21 protein-coding genes are annotated in these 18223 nt (G+C 63.0%); 10 read left to right on the top strand and 11 right to left on the bottom strand.

Annotated elements, in window-relative coordinates; all coding sequences use genetic code 11:
- Positions 1–146: 146 nt before the first annotated feature.
- The 3 genes from ASE26_RS07250 (at position 147) to ASE26_RS07240 (ending at position 2455) form a co-directional block, all read left to right on the top strand.
- A complete protein-coding gene (locus ASE26_RS07250; protein WP_055934981.1) occupies positions 147–1043 on the top strand; it encodes a ribose-phosphate pyrophosphokinase in 897 nt (298 codons plus the stop codon).
- A 54-nt stretch (positions 1044–1097) separates the two neighbouring features.
- On the top strand, positions 1098–1781 hold the full coding sequence (locus ASE26_RS07245) for a hypothetical protein (RefSeq protein ID WP_055934978.1): 684 nt from the start codon (positions 1098–1100) through the stop codon (positions 1779–1781).
- Between the two features lie 113 nt (positions 1782–1894).
- Positions 1895–2455, top strand: a complete 561-nt coding sequence (locus ASE26_RS07240; RefSeq protein WP_055934975.1) for a hypothetical protein — start codon at positions 1895–1897, stop codon at positions 2453–2455.
- Here the strand turns inward: ASE26_RS07240 and ASE26_RS07235 are convergent.
- Complete coding sequence (locus tag ASE26_RS07235; RefSeq protein ID WP_055934972.1) at positions 2452–3468, bottom strand: zinc-binding alcohol dehydrogenase family protein; 1017 nt, start codon at positions 3466–3468, stop codon at positions 2452–2454. The genes ASE26_RS07240 and ASE26_RS07235 overlap by 4 nt on opposite strands.
- A 102-nt stretch (positions 3469–3570) precedes the next feature.
- Here ASE26_RS07235 and ASE26_RS07230 point away from each other — a divergent pair, with 102 nt between their 5' ends.
- Entirely contained in the window at positions 3571–4473 is a 903-nt protein-coding gene (locus ASE26_RS07230) for a LysR family transcriptional regulator (protein WP_057245893.1), read from the top strand.
- On the opposite strand, the gene ASE26_RS07225 is transcribed toward ASE26_RS07230, so the two are convergent.
- Positions 4470–4694: a hypothetical protein gene (locus tag ASE26_RS07225; protein ID WP_055934969.1), complete on the bottom strand. Its 225-nt coding sequence runs from the start codon at positions 4692–4694 to the stop codon at positions 4470–4472. The two genes, ASE26_RS07230 and ASE26_RS07225, sit on opposite strands and share 4 nt — an antisense overlap.
- 110 nt (positions 4695–4804) lie before the next feature.
- Between ASE26_RS07225 and ASE26_RS07220 the strand changes: the two genes are divergently transcribed.
- From ASE26_RS07220 to ASE26_RS07210, 3 genes are read left to right on the top strand one after another with little or no spacing between them, the layout of a single operon-like run.
- Entirely contained in the window at positions 4805–5467 is a 663-nt protein-coding gene (locus ASE26_RS07220; RefSeq protein ID WP_082591307.1) for a phosphatase PAP2 family protein, read from the top strand.
- Between the two features lie 5 nt (positions 5468–5472).
- Positions 5473–6366, top strand: coding sequence for a diacylglycerol kinase family protein (locus ASE26_RS07215; RefSeq protein ID WP_057245858.1), 894 nt, complete (start codon positions 5473–5475; stop codon positions 6364–6366).
- Entirely contained in the window at positions 6366–7175 is an 810-nt protein-coding gene (locus tag ASE26_RS07210) for a metallophosphoesterase (RefSeq protein WP_057245856.1), read from the top strand. The genes ASE26_RS07215 and ASE26_RS07210 overlap by 1 nt, the downstream gene beginning before the upstream one ends.
- Here ASE26_RS07210 and ASE26_RS07205 read toward each other — a convergent pair.
- The 3 genes from ASE26_RS07205 to ASE26_RS07195 form a co-directional block, all read right to left on the bottom strand.
- Positions 7172–7594, bottom strand: a complete 423-nt coding sequence (locus tag ASE26_RS07205) for a hypothetical protein (RefSeq protein ID WP_057245854.1) — start codon at positions 7592–7594, stop codon at positions 7172–7174. The genes ASE26_RS07210 and ASE26_RS07205 overlap by 4 nt on opposite strands.
- A 147-nt stretch (positions 7595–7741) precedes the next feature.
- Positions 7742–9217: a phosphatidylserine/phosphatidylglycerophosphate/cardiolipin synthase family protein gene (locus ASE26_RS31390; RefSeq protein ID WP_229207241.1), complete on the bottom strand. Its 1476-nt coding sequence runs from the start codon at positions 9215–9217 to the stop codon at positions 7742–7744.
- 82 nt (positions 9218–9299) lie between these two features.
- Positions 9300–10577 carry an acetyl-CoA hydrolase/transferase family protein gene (locus ASE26_RS07195; protein ID WP_057245852.1) on the bottom strand — a complete coding sequence of 426 codons (1278 nt, stop codon included), beginning with the start codon at positions 10575–10577 and terminating at the stop codon, positions 9300–9302.
- A 71-nt stretch (positions 10578–10648) separates the two neighbouring features.
- On the opposite strand from ASE26_RS07195, the gene ASE26_RS07190 reads away from it, so the two are divergent.
- Positions 10649–11734 (top strand): porin, encoded by a 1086-nt coding sequence (locus ASE26_RS07190; RefSeq protein WP_057245850.1) that lies wholly within the window; start codon positions 10649–10651, stop codon positions 11732–11734.
- A 41-nt stretch (positions 11735–11775) separates the two neighbouring features.
- A complete protein-coding gene (locus ASE26_RS07185; RefSeq protein ID WP_057245849.1) occupies positions 11776–12615 on the top strand; it encodes a branched-chain amino acid aminotransferase in 840 nt (279 codons plus the stop codon).
- On the opposite strand, the gene ASE26_RS07180 is transcribed toward ASE26_RS07185, so the two are convergent.
- The 4 genes from ASE26_RS07180 to ASE26_RS07170 all read right to left on the bottom strand — a co-directional run bounded on the left by ASE26_RS07180 (position 12596) and on the right by ASE26_RS07170 (position 14950).
- On the bottom strand, positions 12596–13189 hold the full coding sequence (locus ASE26_RS07180; protein WP_082507489.1) for a DUF3617 domain-containing protein: 594 nt from the start codon (positions 13187–13189) through the stop codon (positions 12596–12598). The genes ASE26_RS07185 and ASE26_RS07180 overlap by 20 nt on opposite strands.
- A 62-nt stretch (positions 13190–13251) precedes the next feature.
- Positions 13252–13917 carry an OmpA family protein gene (locus tag ASE26_RS07175; protein WP_055934939.1) on the bottom strand — a complete coding sequence of 222 codons (666 nt, stop codon included), beginning with the start codon at positions 13915–13917 and terminating at the stop codon, positions 13252–13254.
- A gap of 96 nt (positions 13918–14013) precedes the next feature.
- On the bottom strand, positions 14014–14160 hold the full coding sequence (locus tag ASE26_RS30490) for a lmo0937 family membrane protein (RefSeq protein WP_139232699.1): 147 nt from the start codon (positions 14158–14160) through the stop codon (positions 14014–14016).
- Positions 14161–14239: 79 nt separating this feature from the next.
- Positions 14240–14950 carry a glycine zipper 2TM domain-containing protein gene (locus ASE26_RS07170; RefSeq protein ID WP_082507488.1) on the bottom strand — a complete coding sequence of 237 codons (711 nt, stop codon included), beginning with the start codon at positions 14948–14950 and terminating at the stop codon, positions 14240–14242.
- 128 nt (positions 14951–15078) lie between these two features.
- On the opposite strand from ASE26_RS07170, the gene ASE26_RS07165 reads away from it, so the two are divergent.
- Positions 15079–15798: a Crp/Fnr family transcriptional regulator gene (locus tag ASE26_RS07165; RefSeq protein WP_055934933.1), complete on the top strand. Its 720-nt coding sequence runs from the start codon at positions 15079–15081 to the stop codon at positions 15796–15798.
- On the opposite strand, the gene ASE26_RS07160 is transcribed toward ASE26_RS07165, so the two are convergent.
- Both ASE26_RS07160 and ASE26_RS07155 read right to left on the bottom strand, forming a co-directional pair.
- A complete protein-coding gene (locus tag ASE26_RS07160; protein WP_055934930.1) occupies positions 15795–16016 on the bottom strand; it encodes a glycine zipper 2TM domain-containing protein in 222 nt (73 codons plus the stop codon). The two genes, ASE26_RS07165 and ASE26_RS07160, sit on opposite strands and share 4 nt — an antisense overlap.
- 89 nt (positions 16017–16105) lie before the next feature.
- Complete coding sequence (locus ASE26_RS07155) at positions 16106–18124, bottom strand: AsmA family protein (protein WP_055934927.1); 2019 nt, start codon at positions 18122–18124, stop codon at positions 16106–16108.
- Between the last annotated feature and the right edge of the window lie 99 nt (positions 18125–18223).

Here is an 18223-nt window from a genome sequence, read left to right as displayed (position 1 = left end):
GTCTCCAGTTTGATAACGGGGACGATTCTGGCTGCTACCACCATTAGCCGCCCAAAGATTGCGACAGGTTGTCAAAAATGATGCTTGAATTGCGCAAATCCCGGACCGGGAGCTAGAATAAAAGTCACTACTTTGAGGAGATCGCCATGACGCCTATCCTGTTCGCCCTGCCCGGCAATGAAGCAATGACAGAGCAATTGTCGGCATTGACAGGCTGGGAGCAGGGGCGCTTGCAAGTACGGCGCTTCCCGGACGGCGAATCCTACGTGCGCTACCACTCGGAAGTGAAAGGGCGCCAGGTAGTCCTGGTCTGCACCCTTGACCGGCCTGACGACCGTTTCATGCCGCTGTACTTTGCCGCCAGCATCGCGCGCGACCTGGGCGCCGCCAGCGTCGGCCTGGCGGCCCCTTACCTGGCTTATATGCGGCACGATGCCATCTTCAATCCGGGTGAAGGCATTACCTCGGCCCATTTCGCGCGGCTGCTGTCTGGCGTGTTCCACTGGATGGTGACCATCGACCCCCATTTGCACCGCCACCACGACCTGGCCGAAATCTATACCATCCCAACGCGCGTGGTGCGCGCCGCTCCGGCCATATCGCAATGGATCGCGGCCAATGTGCCCCAGCCGCTGGTGATCGGGCCGGATGCCGAGAGCGAGCAATGGGCCTCCGAGGTGGCTCGCGGCGCCGGCTGCCCTTGCATCGTGCTGGAAAAAGTGCGCCGCGGCGACCACGATGTGGAAGTCTCGGTGCCGGACACCGGACGCTGGCAGCACCACACTCCCGTCATCGTTGACGATATCGCATCCACCGCCCGCACCATGATTGCCGCTGTCGGCCATGTACGCCGGGCCGGCCTGCCGCCGCCCGTTTGCGTCGCGGTCCACCCGCTGTTCGCCGCAACTGCCTTCGAAGACCTGCAAGCCGCCGGCGTGGCGCGCACCGCGAGCTGCGACACTGTGCCGCACAGCAGCAACGCGATTGCTGTCGCATCCTTGCTGGTCCCGGCGCTGGCAGACATGACACGCGGCGCAGCCTAGGCTATATTCCTGCCTATGTGGAATTGGATTCGAAATTGGTATCGCAAGCTGCGCATGCCCGCGGCTTACCGCGCTTACGAGCGCAGGCTGCGTGCCGCCCATGAGGAGGAGGCGCGCAAGAAGTTTTCGACCGTGCGCTTCGAGGCGCGCCTGCTGGCCGCCAACAAGGCAATGGAGGAGCGTGCCCAGCGCCGCTTTGACATGCCGATCGCCAAGCTGCAGCTCGAGGTGGTGACACTGGAGAAGCAGCTCGAGTCCTGCCTTACCCAATTAGGCAATTTCGAACGCCCATTCCGCGATGAATACCAGGTGCTGGAAGCGGAAATGGCCCTGCTGGGCGAGCGCCGCCGCAGCGCCTATGCGGCCAAGGACACCCAGGCCATCGATGAAGTCAACGCGGAAATCGCCGAACTGCAAAAGCGCACCCATGCCGTGCGCGGCGACCTGGCGGTGCAGACCGACCTGCGCGACCAGGGCCTGACGCCGGAAAAGCTGCGCCGCACCGTGCAGCGTTGCGAAGGGCGTTTGCAAACCATCCAGGACGAGCAGGAGCGTATCCAGCGCGAACGCGCCACTTACATGAATCACTCGACCGATCGCGCCGAAATTGATTCGCTCGAGCGCGAGATGCTGGCGCTGGAACGCAAGCACGTCCAGTTCCTGCGCGACTTCGACTCCCCAGCCGAGCGCCGCCGCCGCGAACGGGCCCACGAGCAAACCTGGCTCAACGGCGCTTAATCGCTGCACCTTTAATCTGCATCAACCCTGGGCACGGTCGCTCCGGCGCAGCGCTGCCTATACTTGGCTTGTCGCGCCATGCCTTCGCACGGCGGATCGTCGGGAGGACGGCCATGCGCAACCAATCCCTTGGCAGCAATATCGGTGCAATCCTGCGCCGCTGCAAAAAAATGGAAACGAATTTGCGGCGTGCGGGCATGCCGGCCTTCCTGGCCTGCCTGCCGCTGGCGCTGCTGGCCTGCCAGTACGCCTTGATCCTGCGCCAGAAAAATATCAACATCAGCCGCATCATTGGGCGCATCCAGCGCTGGAAAAGCACGGTCTCGGAATTGTCGGCCCATGATTGTGCTCGCACCGAGTTTATCGACCTCGACCGTAAAATGCGCGCCGACATCGAAGGCGCCTGCGATTCGATGCGCACGCTCTGTGACCTGTGCGCGGAAATATGCGACATGTTCAGCGCGGTGGGCTACGAGTCGCCCATGCTTAAACGCGGCCGCGACCGCTTCGACGCAACGGTCGAAGACGCATGCAGCGTTTCGCAATCCTTGATCGACCTGGTCGACACGCACGATCGCCGCGCACTGGCGATTCGCCAGCAGCAGCATGCGATCGAATTGGCGGGTGAGGCAAGCGCGGCGGCACACGCTGTGCGCACCGCAGCCGAAGCTTAGAAGCCTTCCAATACAATCTTGCCGCGTGCGCGATTGCTTTCGAGCAGGGCGTGCGCGCGTTTCAGATTAGCCGCATTGATGGCGCCGAAACGCTCACCCAGTGTGGTTTTCAGCACACCGCTATCCACCAGGCGCGACACGTCGTTCAGCAGGGCGTGCTGTTGCGCCATGTCGTCAGTTTCGAACATCGAGCGCGTGAACATGAATTCCCAATGCAGCGACACGCTTTTGCGTTTCAGCAGGCGCACGTCGATATGGGCCGGATCGTCGATCAGGGCCAGTTTGCCTTGCGGCGCCACCAGCTCGGCCAGGGCACTGAAATGGTGTTCGCTTTCGTTCAGGCTGGCGATGTAATTGACGGGCGGCAGGCCCAGGCGACGGATTTCTTCATCCAGTGGCTTGCTGTGGTCGATGACGTGGTGCGCGCCCAGCGACTCGACCCATTCAGCAGTTTCAGGGCGCGAGGCCGTGCCGATCACGGTCAGTCCCGTCAATTGACGCGCCAGCTGGATGAGGATGGAACCGACGCCGCCCGCGGCGCCTGTTACCAGCAGGGATTTGCCGGCTTCGCGCGCCTTGTCGCGGCTGGCGCCCAGGCGGTCGAACAGCAATTCCCAGGCCGTGATGGCAGTCAGGGGCAGGGCGGCCGCTTCGGCGAAACTGAGCCTGGATGGCTTATGGCCGACAATGCGTTCGTCGACCAGGTGCAGTTCGGCATTGGTGCCAGGACGGCCAAGGGCGCCGGCATACCAGACCTCATCGCCCGGCTTGAACAGGCTGGTTTCGGGACCGACCGCACGCACGATGCCGGTGGCATCCCAGCCCAGCACCTTGCTTTCGCCTTCGGCAGGGCCGACATTGAGGCGGATTTTGGTGTCGACCGGATTGACGGACACAGCCTTGATCTCGACCAGCAGGTCGCGGCCGCTGGCAACCGGTGCAGGCAGTTCGATATCGATCAGCGCATCGGCGTGGTCGATCGGCAGGGAGGCGCGGTAGGCAACAGCTTTCATGGTGACGTCTTTCGTAAGAAGTGGTGATGTCGGTATCTTCGAACATCACAGCTTCAAGAAAAAGACTAAAATTATGGAAACACTTTCAAAGGAATGCTGAAAATGTTGCGCCTGGATGACCTGGAAGTCTTCGTCAATACGGCCGATCGTGGCAGCCTGTCGGCGGCAGCACGTTCGCTGGACATATCGCCGGCCCTGGCCAGTGCGGCCCTGAAGCGGCTGGAAGACGGATTGCAATTGCGCCTGTTTGCCCGCACCACCCGTTCGCTGCGCCTGACGGCGGAAGGCGAGCATTACCTGCGCCATGCACGTGAAGCGGTGCGTCAATTGCGCGAAGGGCATGAGGCGATCAGGCAGGGCCAGCAGGAACTGGCTGGCCTGCTGAAGATTTCGATGCCATCGGACGTGGGCCGCAATGTGCTGTTGCCATGGCTGGACGGGTTCCAGGCCGAGTATCCGGCCATCAGCCTGCAGCTGTTTGTCAGCGACCGGGTCGCGGACATGTATCGCCAGCCAGTGGACCTGGCCCTGCGTTATGGCAAGCTCGATGATTCCAGCCTGGTGGCCATGCCCATTGCACCCGGCAACCGGCGTGCGCTGGTGGCATCGCCGGACTACCTGCGCCGGAACGGTTCGCCGTCCAACCTGGACGAGCTGGCACAGCACAACTGCTTGCGCTTCGCCCTGGATGACATGCTGTATGACCGCTGGGCTTTCCCCGCCCAGGACAAAGTGGTGCAGGTCAGGGGCAATCGCAGCAGCGATGATGCCGACCTGGTGCGCCGCTGGGCGGTAGCGGGATTGGGTATTGCCTACAAATCACGGCTGGACGTGACCGCCGACCTTGAAGCCGGTCGCTTGCGTTTGCTGCTACCAGATGTAATGGGTGAAGAGGTGCCATTACAGCTGGTTTGCATGCACCGCTCGCAGGTCACGCCCGTCGTGATTCGTTTGCGCGACTACTTGCGCGCTCGGTATGAACAGCTATGCGAGACTGAAGCTTAGTGGGCCTTGGAGAAGATCAGCAGCCAGCGGCTGAACAGCAGAACTTCCAGGTGGCCAGGCTGAACGCCGGTGTCGCACTCGATGATCGGGTTCACAGCGTAGAAGCGCTTGCGGAAGTCACGGCACACCAGCACTTCGCGTTTGCCGAAGCGAACCAGGAAAGACATAGGGGCATATTCCAGGCCAAAGCGGGAGCCGAAGGTGCTGTGCATAGTGGTCATGACGAATTCCTTGTGCTGTGATGTGTGTTTAACGAGTGATTAGAATAGCACAAATACTGTATGAATCAACAGTACTGGATGAAAGATCAGGTTTTTTTATTAAGCGTTGTATGAGAGATACGATCCGACTTCCTTTGCACCTTGTGGCCGGGCTGGCCCTGCTGATCGTGGCCTCTGCCGTGTTCCACGCCATTGCCGGGGCCGCGGTGGGGCCGGGGGCGCGCCTGGCTGCCTTCGATATCAGTGTCTCGCAATGGCTGCACGCCCGCGCCACTGAACCCTGGACGACGCTGATGCTGGCAGTCAGCCACCTGCACAGCGTGGCGGGCATTGCTTTCCTGACCCTGCTGTTTGCCTGGCACCTCTGGCGGCGGCAGGCGCATTACTGGCTGCTGGCCGTGCTGTTATCCGTGCCACCGGGCATGGTGCTGAATGTGCTGCTCAAGCACAGCTACCAGCGCGTGCGCCCCAGCTTTGAGGCGCCGCTGCTGACGTTGCCGACCTACAGCTTCCCCAGCGGCCATACGTTGGCAGCGACCGTGTTCTATGGCGCGCTGGCTTGCTACCTGTGGACGCATGCGCGCAGCGGCGCCCAGCGGGCCGCGCTGGCCGTTGGCGCGTTGCTGATGATTGCGCTGGTGGCGTTCAGCCGCGTCTATCTTGGCGTGCATTACCTGACCGATGTCCTGGCGGCGGTGGCTGAAGGACTGGGCTGGCTGGCGATCTGCGTGACGGCGGTATCCAGCCTGCGCCGGCACCGGGAGCGCCTGTGAGCCGCATGGCTGTGATCATCAACGCCGGCGCCGGCCTGGGATATGGCCAGGCATGGCGCGAGTCGCTGGCCGCACGGCTTGCCAGCCATGGGCTGGATGCCGACATTACCCTGGCGGCGGACGTCAATCACCTGATGGAGGCGGCACGCGCAGCACTGGCTGCCGGCGCGCCGATCGTAGTGGCAGGCGGCGGCGACGGCACCATCAACGCCGTTGCCTCGGTGGTGCTGGATAGCGGCGCCGTATTCGGCGTGCTTCCCATGGGGACGCTGAACCACTTTGCGCGCGACCTGCGCATCCCGCCCCAGCTGGACGCGGCAGTTGCCACGCTGGCGGCTGGCCATGTGGCGCGCGTGGACGTAGGGGAGGTGAATGGCCGCGTCTTCCTGAATAACTCCAGCCTCGGGCTGTATCCGGATATCGTGCGCGATCGCCAGCGGCAGCAGCGCCGCCTCGGCCGGGGCAAGTGGACGGCATTCGGTTGGGCGACACTGGCCGCGCTGCGGCGTTATCCTTTCCTCAGCGTGCGCCTGACTTTGGGCGAGCAAGGCCATGCGCGGCGCACGCCTTTCGTCTTCATCGGTAATAATGAATACCATATGCAGGGCTTCAATATCGGCGAGCGGGCCCGCATCGACGGCGGCATGCTGAGTGTGTATGTGGCCCAGCGGCCGACCCGCTTTGGCTTGCTGAAGCTGGCCCTGCGGGCTTTGCTCGGACGGCTGCGGCAGTCGCGCGAGTTTCACGTGTTCCAGGCCGGCGAAATGATGATCGAAACCCGCCACCGCCGCCTGCGGGTGGCGACCGACGGTGAGGTATCCGTGATGGCGCCGCCTTTGCGTTACCGGATCCGCCCGGCCGCCTTGCCGGTGATCGTGCCGCGACCTCAGGAGGATTAATGCGAACCCTGGTCCATATCTCCGATTTGCATTTCGGCCGCGTCGACAATGCGTTGTTGGCGCCCTTGCGCGAATTGATCGGTGATCTGCGGCCGGACGTGGTGGTGGTGTCCGGCGACCTGACCCAGCGCGCCCGCAGCGCCCAGTTCCGCCAGGCACGGCATTACCTCGACACCTTGCCCACGCCGCAGATCGTGGTGCCGGGCAATCACGACATCCCCCTGTACAACGTGGCAGCACGCTTCTTCCAGCCGTTGGTCAAATACCGCCGCTATATCACGCGCGACCTGGCGCCGGAGTTCGTGGACGATGAAATTGCCGTGCTGGGCTTGAACACGGCACGTTCGCTGACCTTCAAGGATGGCCGCGTCAACCGGCGCCAGGTGGAATACCTGCGGCAACGCTTCTCGCGCCTGTCGGGCAGTCTCACGCGGGTGGTGGTGACGCACCATCCCTTCGACCTGCCGCCGCATAAGGACAATGACGATATCGTGGACCGTGCGCCAATGGCGATGGAGACATTCGCGCGCTGCGGCGTGGACCTGCTGCTGGCAGGGCACCTGCATACCAGCCACAGCCACAATACTTCCGAGCGCTATGAAATAGACGGCTACGCCGCGTTGGTAGTCCAGGCTGGCACAGCGACGTCGACCCGCAGTCGCGGCGAAACAAATTCATTCAATGTGCTGCGCGTGCAGCACGACCAAATCCAGGTCGAGCGTTACGGCTGGAACGAGAGCACCGGTTTCACCCTCGCCGCCACCGACATCTTCCGCCGCCAGGGCGACATCTGGCGTCCCGCGAGCTAAAAAACACCAACAGCCTTCGCCAGCAAGGCGAGCAGGCCGCCAATCAGCGCAATCAAAAACATAACGAGCATGTAATAGATCTTGGCGAACTGGTTAAGCCACTCCTTCTGGTTCGAGTCGATCCGGTCGTAGAGTTTTTCCTGCCCAGCATCGATCTTGTCATTGAGCTTTTCCAGTCCACTATCGAACTTGTCGTTAAGCTTTTCCAGTCCGCTATCGATCTTGTCGTTAAGCTTTTCCAGTCCGCTATCGATCTTGTCGTTAAGCTTTTCCAGTCCGCTATCGATCTTGTCGTTAAGTTTTTCCAGTCCACTATCGATCTTGTCGTTAAGCTTTTCCAGCCCATCGTCGACTTTTTTGTCCAGCTTATTGAGTTTCAGGTCGAGCTTGTCGAGCTTTAGAATGACTTCTTCCACCATCACCCTCCAGCCTGATTACGCGCATGGGGATACCTGCATGTTCATCGCCAGGCTGGGGCTTGTCAAGCGAGGTGGGCGGTTTGCGGTCATTCATGGTGCTTTCAGCCTAGGCCGAAAGGCACACTGCGGTTTGATGGATATCAAAGATCAGAGCCAGTAGTCCCACACGCGGGCAAGCCATTCTTTGAGGCGGTTGGAGATGGGCCGCTTGTTCCAATCCACCAGCGTCACTTCCTTGGAATTGTGCAGGTCTTCCTTGAACGCCTTCTCCATCTCGAGTCCAAACAGATCGCCCATGACGATCACGTTGACTTCGCTGTTGTGGAGGAAGCTGCGCCGGTCAAGGTTGGTGGAGCCGACGGTAGACCAGACGCCGTCGATCACCACCGTTTTGGCATGCAAGACCGACAGCTTGAGTTCATAAATCTTCACACCCGCTTCCAGCAAAGGCTGGTAGAACGCCCGCCCTGCATGGAACACCAGCCCGCTGTCCGACACGCTGGGCAGGACGAGCTGTACATCGACACCGCGCCTCGCGGCATTGGTCAGCGCCTCCATGGTCTGGTCATCCGGCACGAAATAGGCGCAGGTGATATGGATCGACTTCTTTGCCTCCTGCATCGCCAGCAGCAATGCTTTATAGATCTCAAAGCGGCCCTCGGGCCGGGAGCCCAGCACCCGCACCACCTTGTCGCCCGCCGGCGCCACTTGCGAGAAGTATTTTGCATCGCGCAGATCGTCCGCATCCTGCTCAATCCATGCCTGCACGAACAGCCACTGCATGGCCTGCACGGCCGGTCCTTCAATGCGTACATGGGTATCGCGCCAGCCGACATCATCATCGCTTGCGGGATGCGCCCTGGCGCCGCCGGACCCTGCGCCCGACCCGATGCCGGCGCCCGAGCGCGAGCCGGCGCCCGAGCCAAGTCCAGACCCGCCGCCGGGACCGCTGCCAGGGCCGCTGCCGCCAATACCGCCCCGGAATGGCGAACTCTTGGAATAGGTATCGCTGATATTGATGCCGCCAGTAAAGCCAACCTTGCCATCGACGATCAGCATCTTGCGATGGTCGCGGCTATTCAGCTTCCAACCGTTACCGCGCGCCTTGGCCGGATTGACTGGGTTGAAAGCCAGCAGCTTGATGCCGCCATCCTTCATATGGTCAAAGAATTCCTGCGGCACACCGATGGTGCCGACGCTGTCGTAGATCACGTTGACCACCACCCCTTCGCGCTGCTTCTTGATCAGCAGGTCGGCGAACTGCTTGCCCAGCTCATCCTGGTCGAAGATATAGGTCTCGAAATTGATATGATCCTTGGCTGCCGCGATGGCCTTCATCATCTCCGCCATCGTCTGCGGCCCATCGAACAGCAATTGCACCTTGTTGCCGGCGATCAGGGGCACGCCGGTCGCCGCTTCTTCAAGCGCCGCCTGGCCCTTCAAGTCCAGCGTGGATTTGGCCCATCGCTTTTTCAGCAATTGCTCGGTGGTCTGGCGTGGCAGCTTGCCTTTGGCGGTGACGATCTCCGGTACCGCGCTGGCACGCGATTTGGCCTGGTCCGAATCAACTTCGGGCAATTGTGCGCAGGCCAACAGTGTCCAGCCTGCGAGGAAAAACGCCATACAGCGACTTGCCCTCATGGATCACCTCCGAAAGCAAGTCTAAGACAGCAGCGAACGTTTGATTGTTCGCTACCGTACATAATCAGCTGTAGTTCAGCCGGGCTGCCTCGCGCCGCAATTCGGCCCGGAAGTCAGGATGGGCAATACCGATCAGCGCTTCGGCCCGCTGCCTGGCCGATTTGCCGCGCAGCTGGGCCACGCCATATTCCGTGACCACGTAATTGATGTCGTTCTTGCTGGTAGTCACATGCGTCCCGGCACAAAGCGTCGGGACGATGCGCGAGATACTGCCCTCCTTGGCGGTTGATGGCAGCACGATAAACGACTTGCCGCCGCGCGAACGGTTGGCGGCGCGCACAAAGTCGACCTGGCCGCCAGTGCCGGAATAGGGCAGGTGGGCCAGGCTTTCCGAGCCGCATTGGCCCAGCAGGTCGACCTGCAGGCTGGCATTGATCGAAACCAGCTTGTCGTTCTGCCCGGCGATGCAGGGATCATTGGTAAAGCTGACCGGGTGCATTTCCAGCATCGGGTTGTGGTGCATGAAGTCGTACAGCTTGCGCGAACCCAGCGCGAACGTCGCCACCATGCGGCCCGGCATGAAGGTTTTGCGGCGATTGGTGACAGCACCGCACTCCACCAGCTTGAGGATGCCGTCGCCAATCATTTCGGTATGGATGCCCAGGTCCTGTTTGCTGGTGAGCTGCATCACCACCGCATCGGGAATGCCGCCATAGCCGATCTGCAAGGTCGAGCCGTCGTCGATCATGGGTGCGACATGCGCCGCGATCGCTTCCTGCACCGGGCCGATCCTCGGCAGGCCGACTTCGATCACCGGCTCATCGCTTTCCACCACGGCCGTGACCTGCGAAATGTGGATATGGCATTGGCCGTGCGCGAACGGCACATTGGGATTGGATTCGAGCACGATCACGCGCGCTTTCTGCAGCGCCGCCATGGTGTAGTCGGCGCCCAGGCTGAGCGCGAAGTTGCCGTGCGCATCCATTTCCGAGGCCATTGCAAACACCACATCAGCGGGCATCTGTCCCTGATCGATCAAGGATGGGATCTCCGAGAAATAGGCCGGGATGAAATCGGCCCAGCCCGCCTGTCCCGCGGTCCGCGATGCGCCGCCGAAGAATAGCGCGCAATGCCGCACATGATGCGCAGTTTCCGGATCGAAGTAGTCGTACTTGCGCATGGCGAGGATTTGCGCCACCTGCACGCCTTTGAAGCTGCGGCGCTGTGCCGACAGTTCCCGCAACAGGGCCGGCGGCTCGCCGGCGCCGGTCGGGACAATGATCATGTCGCCATCACGCACGAGGCGGACGGCGTCGGCGGCGCTGCAACGCTTGCTGGACATACTCGGTCTCCAGGGTGTTTTGTTTGTGTGCGCACAGATTGCATCACACTGCTTACCCTAAGCTGACAAGCATGAAAGCACTTGCCATCCTGCTCACAATGCCTGTACTGGCGCTGGCGCAGACCAGGGAACCGCCGGCGGCACAGGGCGTCCAGCCCTACGGCGTGGTCGACGCCGGCGTCGTGCTCGAACGCGGCTGCAAGGACAATTGCGCCAGCAGCAAAGTTTCGCCCGGCATCTCGGAAGGTTCGCGCATCGGCATCACTGGACGTGAACCGCTGGGCGGCAATGGCACCTCGGCCGTGTTCACCCTGGAAGGCGGGGTTGAAAACGACACCGGCCGCTCTGAAGAGGGCCGCCTGCTGGGGCGCCAGGCCTGGGTCGGGCTCGACGGGACTTGGGGCATGCTGACCCTGGGGCGCCAGTACAACCTGCAATATGAGGCGCTGGCCGAAGTGGCCGATCCCTTCCATGGCGGACTGGCCGGTACCGCGACCAACCTGATGGGCTTTACCACCAAGCGTTACGACAATGCCGTCAAATACCGCACGCCGTCCGGCCATCAATGGAGCGCCGGCGCCATCTACAGTTTCGGCGAGTCGGAATTCAGCACCTCGCGCAATCGGGCCTATGGCGCCACGCTGGGCTTTGCCAACGGCATGTTCAATGTCCGCATTGCCCACCAGCGCAAGCGCAACCCGATCGAGGCGGTCGGCACCACGCAGCCGGTTGACCTGTCCGCACGCAATACCCTGGTGGCAGCCAACCTGGAATTTGGCGCCACCACGGTATTCGCCGCGTATGGCATCAATCGGGGCCTCGGCAGTTCACCTTGGGACCCGGCCAACCCGTATGGCGCCCTGGCGCTGACAACGCCGTCGCTCTACAGCCACGATATGCTGGCCGGCATTTCCTATACCAGCGGCCGCGCCACTTATATGGCCTCGTTCATCCACAAGGACGACCGCAGCCCGCCGAATCACGATGCCGACCAGGCCGCACTTGGCGTGGTGTATGCGCTGTCCCGGCGCACCGCGCTGCACGCATCCTTCGCCCACATCCGCAACCGCAACGGCGCGGCTTATACCGCCGGCACTGCCAGCGAAACCGGCAAGGGCAGCCGCGCCATTACCTTCGGCCTGCGCCACGCTTTCTGATGTGCTACATTCCCAAGCTGGAACTTTCAGCGGGGAACACTATGTATCTGACTTACTTCAATGGAAACTGGGCGGAAGGCAATGCGCCACTGTTTGGTGCCATGGACCACAGCGTCTGGCTTGGCTCGTCAGTTTTCGATGGTGCGCGTGCCATGCGCGGCAAGCTGCCGGACCTGCGTCCGCACCTCGAGCGTGTCATCCGCTCGGCGCGCAGCCTGGGCCTGGAATGTCCGCTCAGCGTAAATGAAATGGAACAGCTGGTGAAAGAGGGCGTGGCGCGTTTCCCGGCCGACGCTGAACTCTACATCCGCCCACTGGTCTTTGCTACCGATGGCTTGCTGATCCCGGTTTCCGAGAAGGCTGCCTTCGCGTTGACCCTGTTCGATGCACCGGTGCCGCCCTTCACCGGCTTCTCGGCCTGCCTGTCGGCCATGCGCCGCCCGGATGCCGACATGGCGCCGACCGATGCCAAGGCCTCCGCGCTGTACGCCAATTCGACCCGCGTGCTGCGTGAAGCAAAAGAACGCGGCTGCGACAACGCGGTCGTTTGCGACAGCCAGGGTAATGTGGCGGAGTTCGCCACCGCCAACCTGTTCTTCGTGACGGCTGAAGGCAAGGTCGTGACGCCAGCACTGAATGGCACCTTCCTGGCGGGCATTACCCGCGCCCGGGTGATCAAGCTGCTGGCCGAGGCCGGCATTGAGGTCGAGCAGCGCAGCGTCAAGCCGGAAGAACTGGCTCGCGCCAGCGAGATTTTCAACACCGGCAACTTCGGCAAGGTCACGCCTTGCGTGCGCTATAACGGCCGCGAACTGCCGGCCGGTCCTGTCGCTGCCAAGGCCCGCGAACTGTACTGGGCCTTTATTGAGCGCGGCGAGTAGGCGCCTGCACTTCCGGTCCTGGCTTGCTGGGCGGCGCGGCTGGCGCTGGCGCCGCCACGCTGCCGCAGTCCGCACTGAGCCAGCGGCCGCTGCCTTCCACCACCATGTTCTGCGGCTTGCCCTGCGCTGAACTGTTTACGTTCATGCGCATGCTGTAAGCGGTATTGCCGTTGAAGATCACCTGCCCATTGCCGCTTGAGGGCGGGCGGGTGCAATTGAAGGTCACGTTCAAACCGCCCGGCACCGGGGTGCGGGTGGTGCTGCACTGGCCGGGCTGGCCGGCCGGCAAGTCCTGCTTCTCGGCCATGTCCTTGGTCAGGCAATAGCTCAGCTTGACGCCGCCGTTATCGCCCAGCCCCATGTTGACGCCGTGGCGCGCCATCATTTGTTCCATTGCCTTGCGCTGTTCCGGCGCCATATTCGCCATCTGCTGCTGGGCTGCCGCCATCATCGCCATCATTTCCGGACTGGCAGAGGCGATGCGGTTATCCAGCTCCCACAAACCTGGTTTCAAAGTCTGCGCCATCGCTGGCGCGGCCGCCAGGCAAAGCAGGAAGAAGGATCGGATTTTCATGGGGGCTCCCAGGGGCGTGAGGCGCGGCCCGGGACAGCATGCCCCGGGCCGTCCAGGATTGCTTAGCCTTGTGGCTGGCGTGGCTCGGCCACGAAGATTTCCACGCGGCGGTTACGCGCGCGGCCGGCTGCGTCGTCGTTCGAGGCGATCGGTTCCTGCTCGCCTCGCCCTTCGATCACGATACGGGTTGGCGATACGCCGCGTGTCGCCAGGTAGTCGCGGGTATGGGCTGCGCGCTCGACCGACAGCGGCTGGTTGACGCCGGTGCTGCCGGTGCTGTCGGTGTGGCCGACAATGCTCACCGAGGTCGCCGGGTTTTCATTGAGCGTGCTGGCGAAGCGGTCCAGGATAGGGCGGAAGTCCGGCTTGATGTCGGAGCGCCCGGTGTCGAACGAGATATCGCTCGGGATCTCCAGCTTCAGGCGATTGTCGCCGGTTTGCGTGACTTGCACGCCGGTGCCCTGGGTCGCCTGTTCCATTTGCTGCTTCTGCGCTTCCATGCGCTTGGACCAGACGTTGCCGACCACGGCGCCGATGGCCGCGCCAATTGCCGCGCCGCCGGCCGCCCGTTTGCCGCCGCCAGGACCGGTCGCGGCGCCGAGCACGGCGCCAAGGCCGGCGCCGACCCCGGCACCGGTGGCAGTGCCGCGCTGGGTCGCGCTCATATCCGCGCAGCCGGTCGTGACAAGCGCGGCAATCAGCAGGGCAGCAAGGGTTTTATTGGGCATGAACTTCTCCTTCGTTAAAAATGCTCGAAAAAAAGCGGGACGGGTCCTGCGCCGCAGTCCCCGCCCCGCTAGTGTACGCCGGCTTGGCCGGCTTATCTAAATACCGCGCCCACTGATCAGGCGCAACAGGATCATGATAACTGCCACGACCAGCAAAATATGGATGAAACCGCCCACAGTGTAGGAGGTCACCAGGCCGAGCAGCCACAAGATGATGAGTACAACAGCGATCGTATAGAGCATGATGTTTTCCTCTCATAGTCCGTAATCCTGGGTGCATTATTGCTGCGTTCAACCGCGTCATCTGTTCGTTGTCGAACTATCAGCGTCGTTGTAAACGTCCTTTGACGACTTTTACATGGTCGCCGGCCTGCCAGTTGGCCGAGCTGCTGCCGATGGTGCGCAGCTTGCCATCCTCCATGCGGACGCGCACCTGGTAGCTCGTGGTGGACTTCATATTGCCTTCCACCTGGTTGCCGACCACGGCGCCGCCGACCGCACCGGCCACGGTGGCGATCTTGCGGCCCGAACCGCCGCCGACCTGGTTGCCCAGCAAGCCGCCGACTATCGCGCCGCCGGCTGCGCCCAGGCCGCTGCCCTGGCCGCGCTGGGTGACGGCATGCACCGACTGCACCACACCGCAGCTATGGCAGGCGGCGGGCGCCGGCGCCCGCGCCGCGGCGGGCGCTTCGGCATAAGCTGCGTCCGCCGCATTGCGTGCGGACGGGGCAGTGCCGCCGCCGTAGCTGCCGCCGCCGCTGCCCGCGTAGCCCGAGTGGCCCGAGTAGCCAGACGTGTCGGCCACCCGGTCGACCGGCGCGTAACCTGCTGGCGGCGGTGGCGGCCCCATGTCGCGCGCGCCCATTACCTGCAGCGGTGCTTCGGCCACCGGAGGCCCCATCTTCGCGCCCGATTGCGGCAGCCAGCCCATGACCGCGGCAATGCCGACGCCGCAAAACAGCACCACGGCAATGGCTGCGATCAGCAGCAGCGGGTGGGTGGTGTAACTCATGCTCTTGGGTTCTCGTTCCATGCGGTACTTCCTTTCCTATTGGATAAACGCATTGTGGTGGCCGGGCTGGCCTGCTTCCGTGCGTCAGCGTACATACAGTCTTTTTAATTGCCGATACGCTCCGCCTAAACTCCACCAGGCTGACGGCAATGACCCTGAATCTTCATACCGTTCCAAGCAGTGAATCGCCACCACCCCGCATCGGCAACCGCCTGCTGGCAACCTTGCCGGAAGACGACCTCGAGCACCTCGAGGGCTTGTGCGAACTGGTGGACCTCGGCGCCGGCGACATCCTGTTCGAAGCCGGCCAAACCATCGACTACATCTACTTCCCGCTCGACACCCTGATCTCCCTGCTGGCTGTGGCCGAAGGCCGCATGACGCTGGAGGTCGGCTCGGCCGGCCGCGAAGGCATGGTCGGCGCCTCCGTGGCGCTGGGCCAGCGCTGCGCCCAGGTGCGTGCCGTGGTCCAGCGCAGCGGCCATGCGCTGCGCATGGAAGCGGAAGATTTCATTGCCGAGTTTGCGGAAATGGATTCGCTGCAGCGCCTGCTGCATCGCTATACCGACAGCCTGCTGGCGCAAGCGATCCAGATTGCGGTATGCAGCCGCTTCCACGTGCTGGAGGCGCGCCTGGCGCGCTCGCTGCTCGTCACGCGCAACCGCCTGCAGTCGGACCGCTTCCACATGACCCATGAGTTCCTGGCCCATGCGCTGGGCGTGCGCCGCGTCGGCGTGACCAAGGCGGCGAGTGCATTGCAAGGGCAGGGCTTGATCAGCTACAGCCGGGGCAATATCGAAATATTGGACCCGGCTGGCCTGGAAGCGGTGTCCTGCCATTGCTACCAGCAGGTCCGCACGCCGGCTTAGCGGCGTGGTTTGTCGACCTGGTTACCGATCACGCCACCGACCACGGCGCCACCCACCGCACCGGTGGTGGAGCCGCCAGTCAGCACGGAACCGGCGACCGCACCGACACCGGCGCCAATGGCCGTGTTCTTATCCTGTTGCGACATCGAGGAGCAGGCGCCCAGGCCCAGCAGGGCGCTTGCGATGGCAAGGCGGGCAGCAATCTGTTTGGTTTTCATGATGTTTCCTCCGTAACTTGGAATACTGGTTCCAGCTTACGGCGCGGGCCGGATGTGATCTGTTCGCTATTTCACGGTGTAACGGCTTGTTACCTTTGCGTCTTGCCGGGCGGCGGCGCCTTGGGTTTTTCGCGGGCCGCTGCCAGCAGGGCGGCGCACTGGTTGTCGCCTTCGCCGCCGGCGCTGATCAGCGGCGCCAGCGCCGCCACCGGTGCCGCGAGGGCGCCGAGCGCCAGCGCACCGCCGGCCCGCATCGCAATCACGCCCTTGTCGATGTCGACGTCGGGCTGCTTGAGCGAACCGCGCACATAGATCGGCGCGCGCAGCGAGATGATGCGCAGGCCCTTGCTTTCGGGTTTCAGCGTCAGGTCGATTTTTTCACTGGCCAGGTTGACTGCGCCATTGATGCGCACGGTCGCGTCTTCCGTGTCGGCAATGAAATAGCGCGTTTGTGCCAGGCCGTCGCGCACGCCGAAGTCGCCGGCCAGGCAGTTCAGGTGTACCGGCTTGTCGCCAAACAGTTTGGTCAGCACGATATTGCCGATGTTCAGGCCCATTTGTTCCAGCAGCAGTTTGCTGACGGTGCCGTCGTTGACCAGGGTTTTCAGTTCGCCGTTCGAATGGGCCAGCATGGTCGACACCGAATTGCCTGTGGCGGTCAGTTTGGCGGCGGCATTGATTTCGCCAATGGTGGCCTGCTTGAGTTCGGGCAGCTTGGGCAGCAGTTGCCTGAGCTTGATATGGCGGGCGGTGGCGTCAAGCGTGGCGGCCACGGCCTGGCCGCTGCTGCCGTCCAGGGTGGCTTTGGAGGCGACCTGGCCGCCGGCAAATTCGAAGTTGAGCGGCGTCAGGCGCAGCACGCCATCCTTCAGGTGGAATTCGGTTTGCAGCTTGCTGAGCGGCAGTTCCTTGGTGCGCACGATGCGTTCGGCGCGGAAGCTGACATCGGCATCGATGGCCGTCCAGCGTTCGGTCTTGAAGGTTTCCACCGGCAATAGCTTGCCGGCCGGCTGCACCGCTGCCACGCCGCGCTCTTCTTTCCTGGCGTTGGAGTCGGCGCCGATCAGCGGACCCAGGTCGGTGAATTGCAGCAGGCGCGAATGCACCGAGCCGGTCAGCAGCCCGCGCGGCTGGCGCTGCTGGAACGACAGGGTGCCGGCGATATCGCTGTCGCCGACGCGGCCGGTGAATTTCTCGTAAGTCCACTGGCTGGCGCCTTCGGCCAGGTGGCCGCTCAGGCGCCCGGCGGTGGTGAAGGGCGGGGTTTCCGGCAACAGCAGCCCGGTCAGCGCATACAGGCGCGCGGCCGAGGCGCCGCCAACCTTGAGCTGCAAGTCGATGGCGGCGAGCTGGGCCGGGTTGGTCAGCGTGCCTTGCGCCGCCACGCTGACCAGGCCGACCTTGGCATCGGCCTGGATCGGGAAGGGCAGGGCGGTGTCGCGCAAGGCCAGCACGGCGCCGGTCTTGCCCTTGCCGCGGATATCCTGCTTGTTCCATTTGCCGGCCAGCGTCCATTGCACGCCGTAGCGGGGATCGTTGTCGAGGGTGTCGACGTGGGCGGTGGCAGCGATATCCTGCTGCGCATCGTCAAGCTTGATGGTGCCGCGCGTGAACACTACCCGGTCCAGCTCCATGCGCCACTCCGATGGCGGGCGCTTGGGCAGGGTCCAGTTGTTCTTGCCGTCAGCCTGGCGCAGCAGCGCCAGTTGCGGCTGGTCGAAACGCAGTTCGGGAATGGCGATCTTGCGGCCCAGCAGGGCAAACGGGCTCAGTGAGAATGCCAGGCTTTGCGCGGCAGCAGTGTCGCCCTGCGGCAGCCCGGCAGGGTTACCCACGTGGACGTCCTGCGCCACCAGGTGCGGCCAGGGGATATGGTCGCGCCAGCTGCGCGCCTGTTGCGGCAGTGGCTGTTTTTGCCAGGTCAGCGACAAATTGCCGCGTAACTGCACGGGCCTTTGCAGCGCTTCCGTGGCACGCGCACCCAGCCAGGGGCGGGCGCGGTTCCAGTCATAGTTCAACAGGATCACCAGGGCCACCGCCGGAATGGCCACGAGAAAGCCCAGCACAGCCAGGCTTATCTTTGCACGGCGAGAAATTGTATGTGCCATAGCGACAGGCTACACCGGGCAGCCCGACTTCAATGTGCGGCACCGTACTGAACCCAGCGGGGACAGCTTATATAACTGCAATACCCCAATCGCTTTGAG

The organism is Duganella sp. Root198D2 (genome assembly GCF_001428585.1).
Taxonomy (GTDB): domain Bacteria; phylum Pseudomonadota; class Gammaproteobacteria; order Burkholderiales; family Burkholderiaceae_D; genus Rugamonas.
This window is presented reverse-complemented; position numbering and strand designations above follow the sequence as displayed.

Coding starts and splice junctions, on each gene's coding strand:
- ASE26_RS07195 (WP_057245852.1), bottom strand. CDS start 10,577: ATGTCCAGCAAGCGTTGCAGCGCCGCCGACGCCGTCCGCCTCGTGCGT.
- ASE26_RS07185 (WP_057245849.1), top strand. CDS start 11,776: ATGTATCTGACTTACTTCAATGGAAACTGGGCGGAAGGCAATGCGCCA.
- ASE26_RS07235 (WP_055934972.1), bottom strand. CDS start 3,468: ATGAAAGCTGTTGCCTACCGCGCCTCCCTGCCGATCGACCACGCCGAT.
- ASE26_RS07225 (WP_055934969.1), bottom strand. CDS start 4,694: ATGACCACTATGCACAGCACCTTCGGCTCCCGCTTTGGCCTGGAATAT.
- ASE26_RS07230 (WP_057245893.1), top strand. CDS start 3,571: ATGTTGCGCCTGGATGACCTGGAAGTCTTCGTCAATACGGCCGATCGT.
- ASE26_RS07205 (WP_057245854.1), bottom strand. CDS start 7,594: ATGGTGGAAGAAGTCATTCTAAAGCTCGACAAGCTCGACCTGAAACTC.
- ASE26_RS31390 (WP_229207241.1), bottom strand. CDS start 9,217: ATGGCGTTTTTCCTCGCAGGCTGGACACTGTTGGCCTGCGCACAATTG.
- ASE26_RS07175 (WP_055934939.1), bottom strand. CDS start 13,917: ATGCCCAATAAAACCCTTGCTGCCCTGCTGATTGCCGCGCTTGTCACG.
- ASE26_RS07160 (WP_055934930.1), bottom strand. CDS start 16,016: ATGAAAACCAAACAGATTGCTGCCCGCCTTGCCATCGCAAGCGCCCTG.
- ASE26_RS07155 (WP_055934927.1), bottom strand. CDS start 18,124: ATGGCACATACAATTTCTCGCCGTGCAAAGATAAGCCTGGCTGTGCTG.
- ASE26_RS07220 (WP_082591307.1), top strand. CDS start 4,805: ATGAGAGATACGATCCGACTTCCTTTGCACCTTGTGGCCGGGCTGGCC.
- ASE26_RS07215 (WP_057245858.1), top strand. CDS start 5,473: ATGGCTGTGATCATCAACGCCGGCGCCGGCCTGGGATATGGCCAGGCA.
- ASE26_RS07180 (WP_082507489.1), bottom strand. CDS start 13,189: ATGAAAATCCGATCCTTCTTCCTGCTTTGCCTGGCGGCCGCGCCAGCG.
- ASE26_RS07170 (WP_082507488.1), bottom strand. CDS start 14,950: ATGGAACGAGAACCCAAGAGCATGAGTTACACCACCCACCCGCTGCTG.
- ASE26_RS07245 (WP_055934978.1), top strand. CDS start 1,098: ATGCCCGCGGCTTACCGCGCTTACGAGCGCAGGCTGCGTGCCGCCCAT.
- ASE26_RS07190 (WP_057245850.1), top strand. CDS start 10,649: ATGAAAGCACTTGCCATCCTGCTCACAATGCCTGTACTGGCGCTGGCG.
- ASE26_RS07210 (WP_057245856.1), top strand. CDS start 6,366: ATGCGAACCCTGGTCCATATCTCCGATTTGCATTTCGGCCGCGTCGAC.
- ASE26_RS07240 (WP_055934975.1), top strand. CDS start 1,895: ATGCGCAACCAATCCCTTGGCAGCAATATCGGTGCAATCCTGCGCCGC.
- ASE26_RS07250 (WP_055934981.1), top strand. CDS start 147: ATGACGCCTATCCTGTTCGCCCTGCCCGGCAATGAAGCAATGACAGAG.
- ASE26_RS30490 (WP_139232699.1), bottom strand. CDS start 14,160: ATGCTCTATACGATCGCTGTTGTACTCATCATCTTGTGGCTGCTCGGC.
- ASE26_RS07165 (WP_055934933.1), top strand. CDS start 15,079: ATGACCCTGAATCTTCATACCGTTCCAAGCAGTGAATCGCCACCACCC.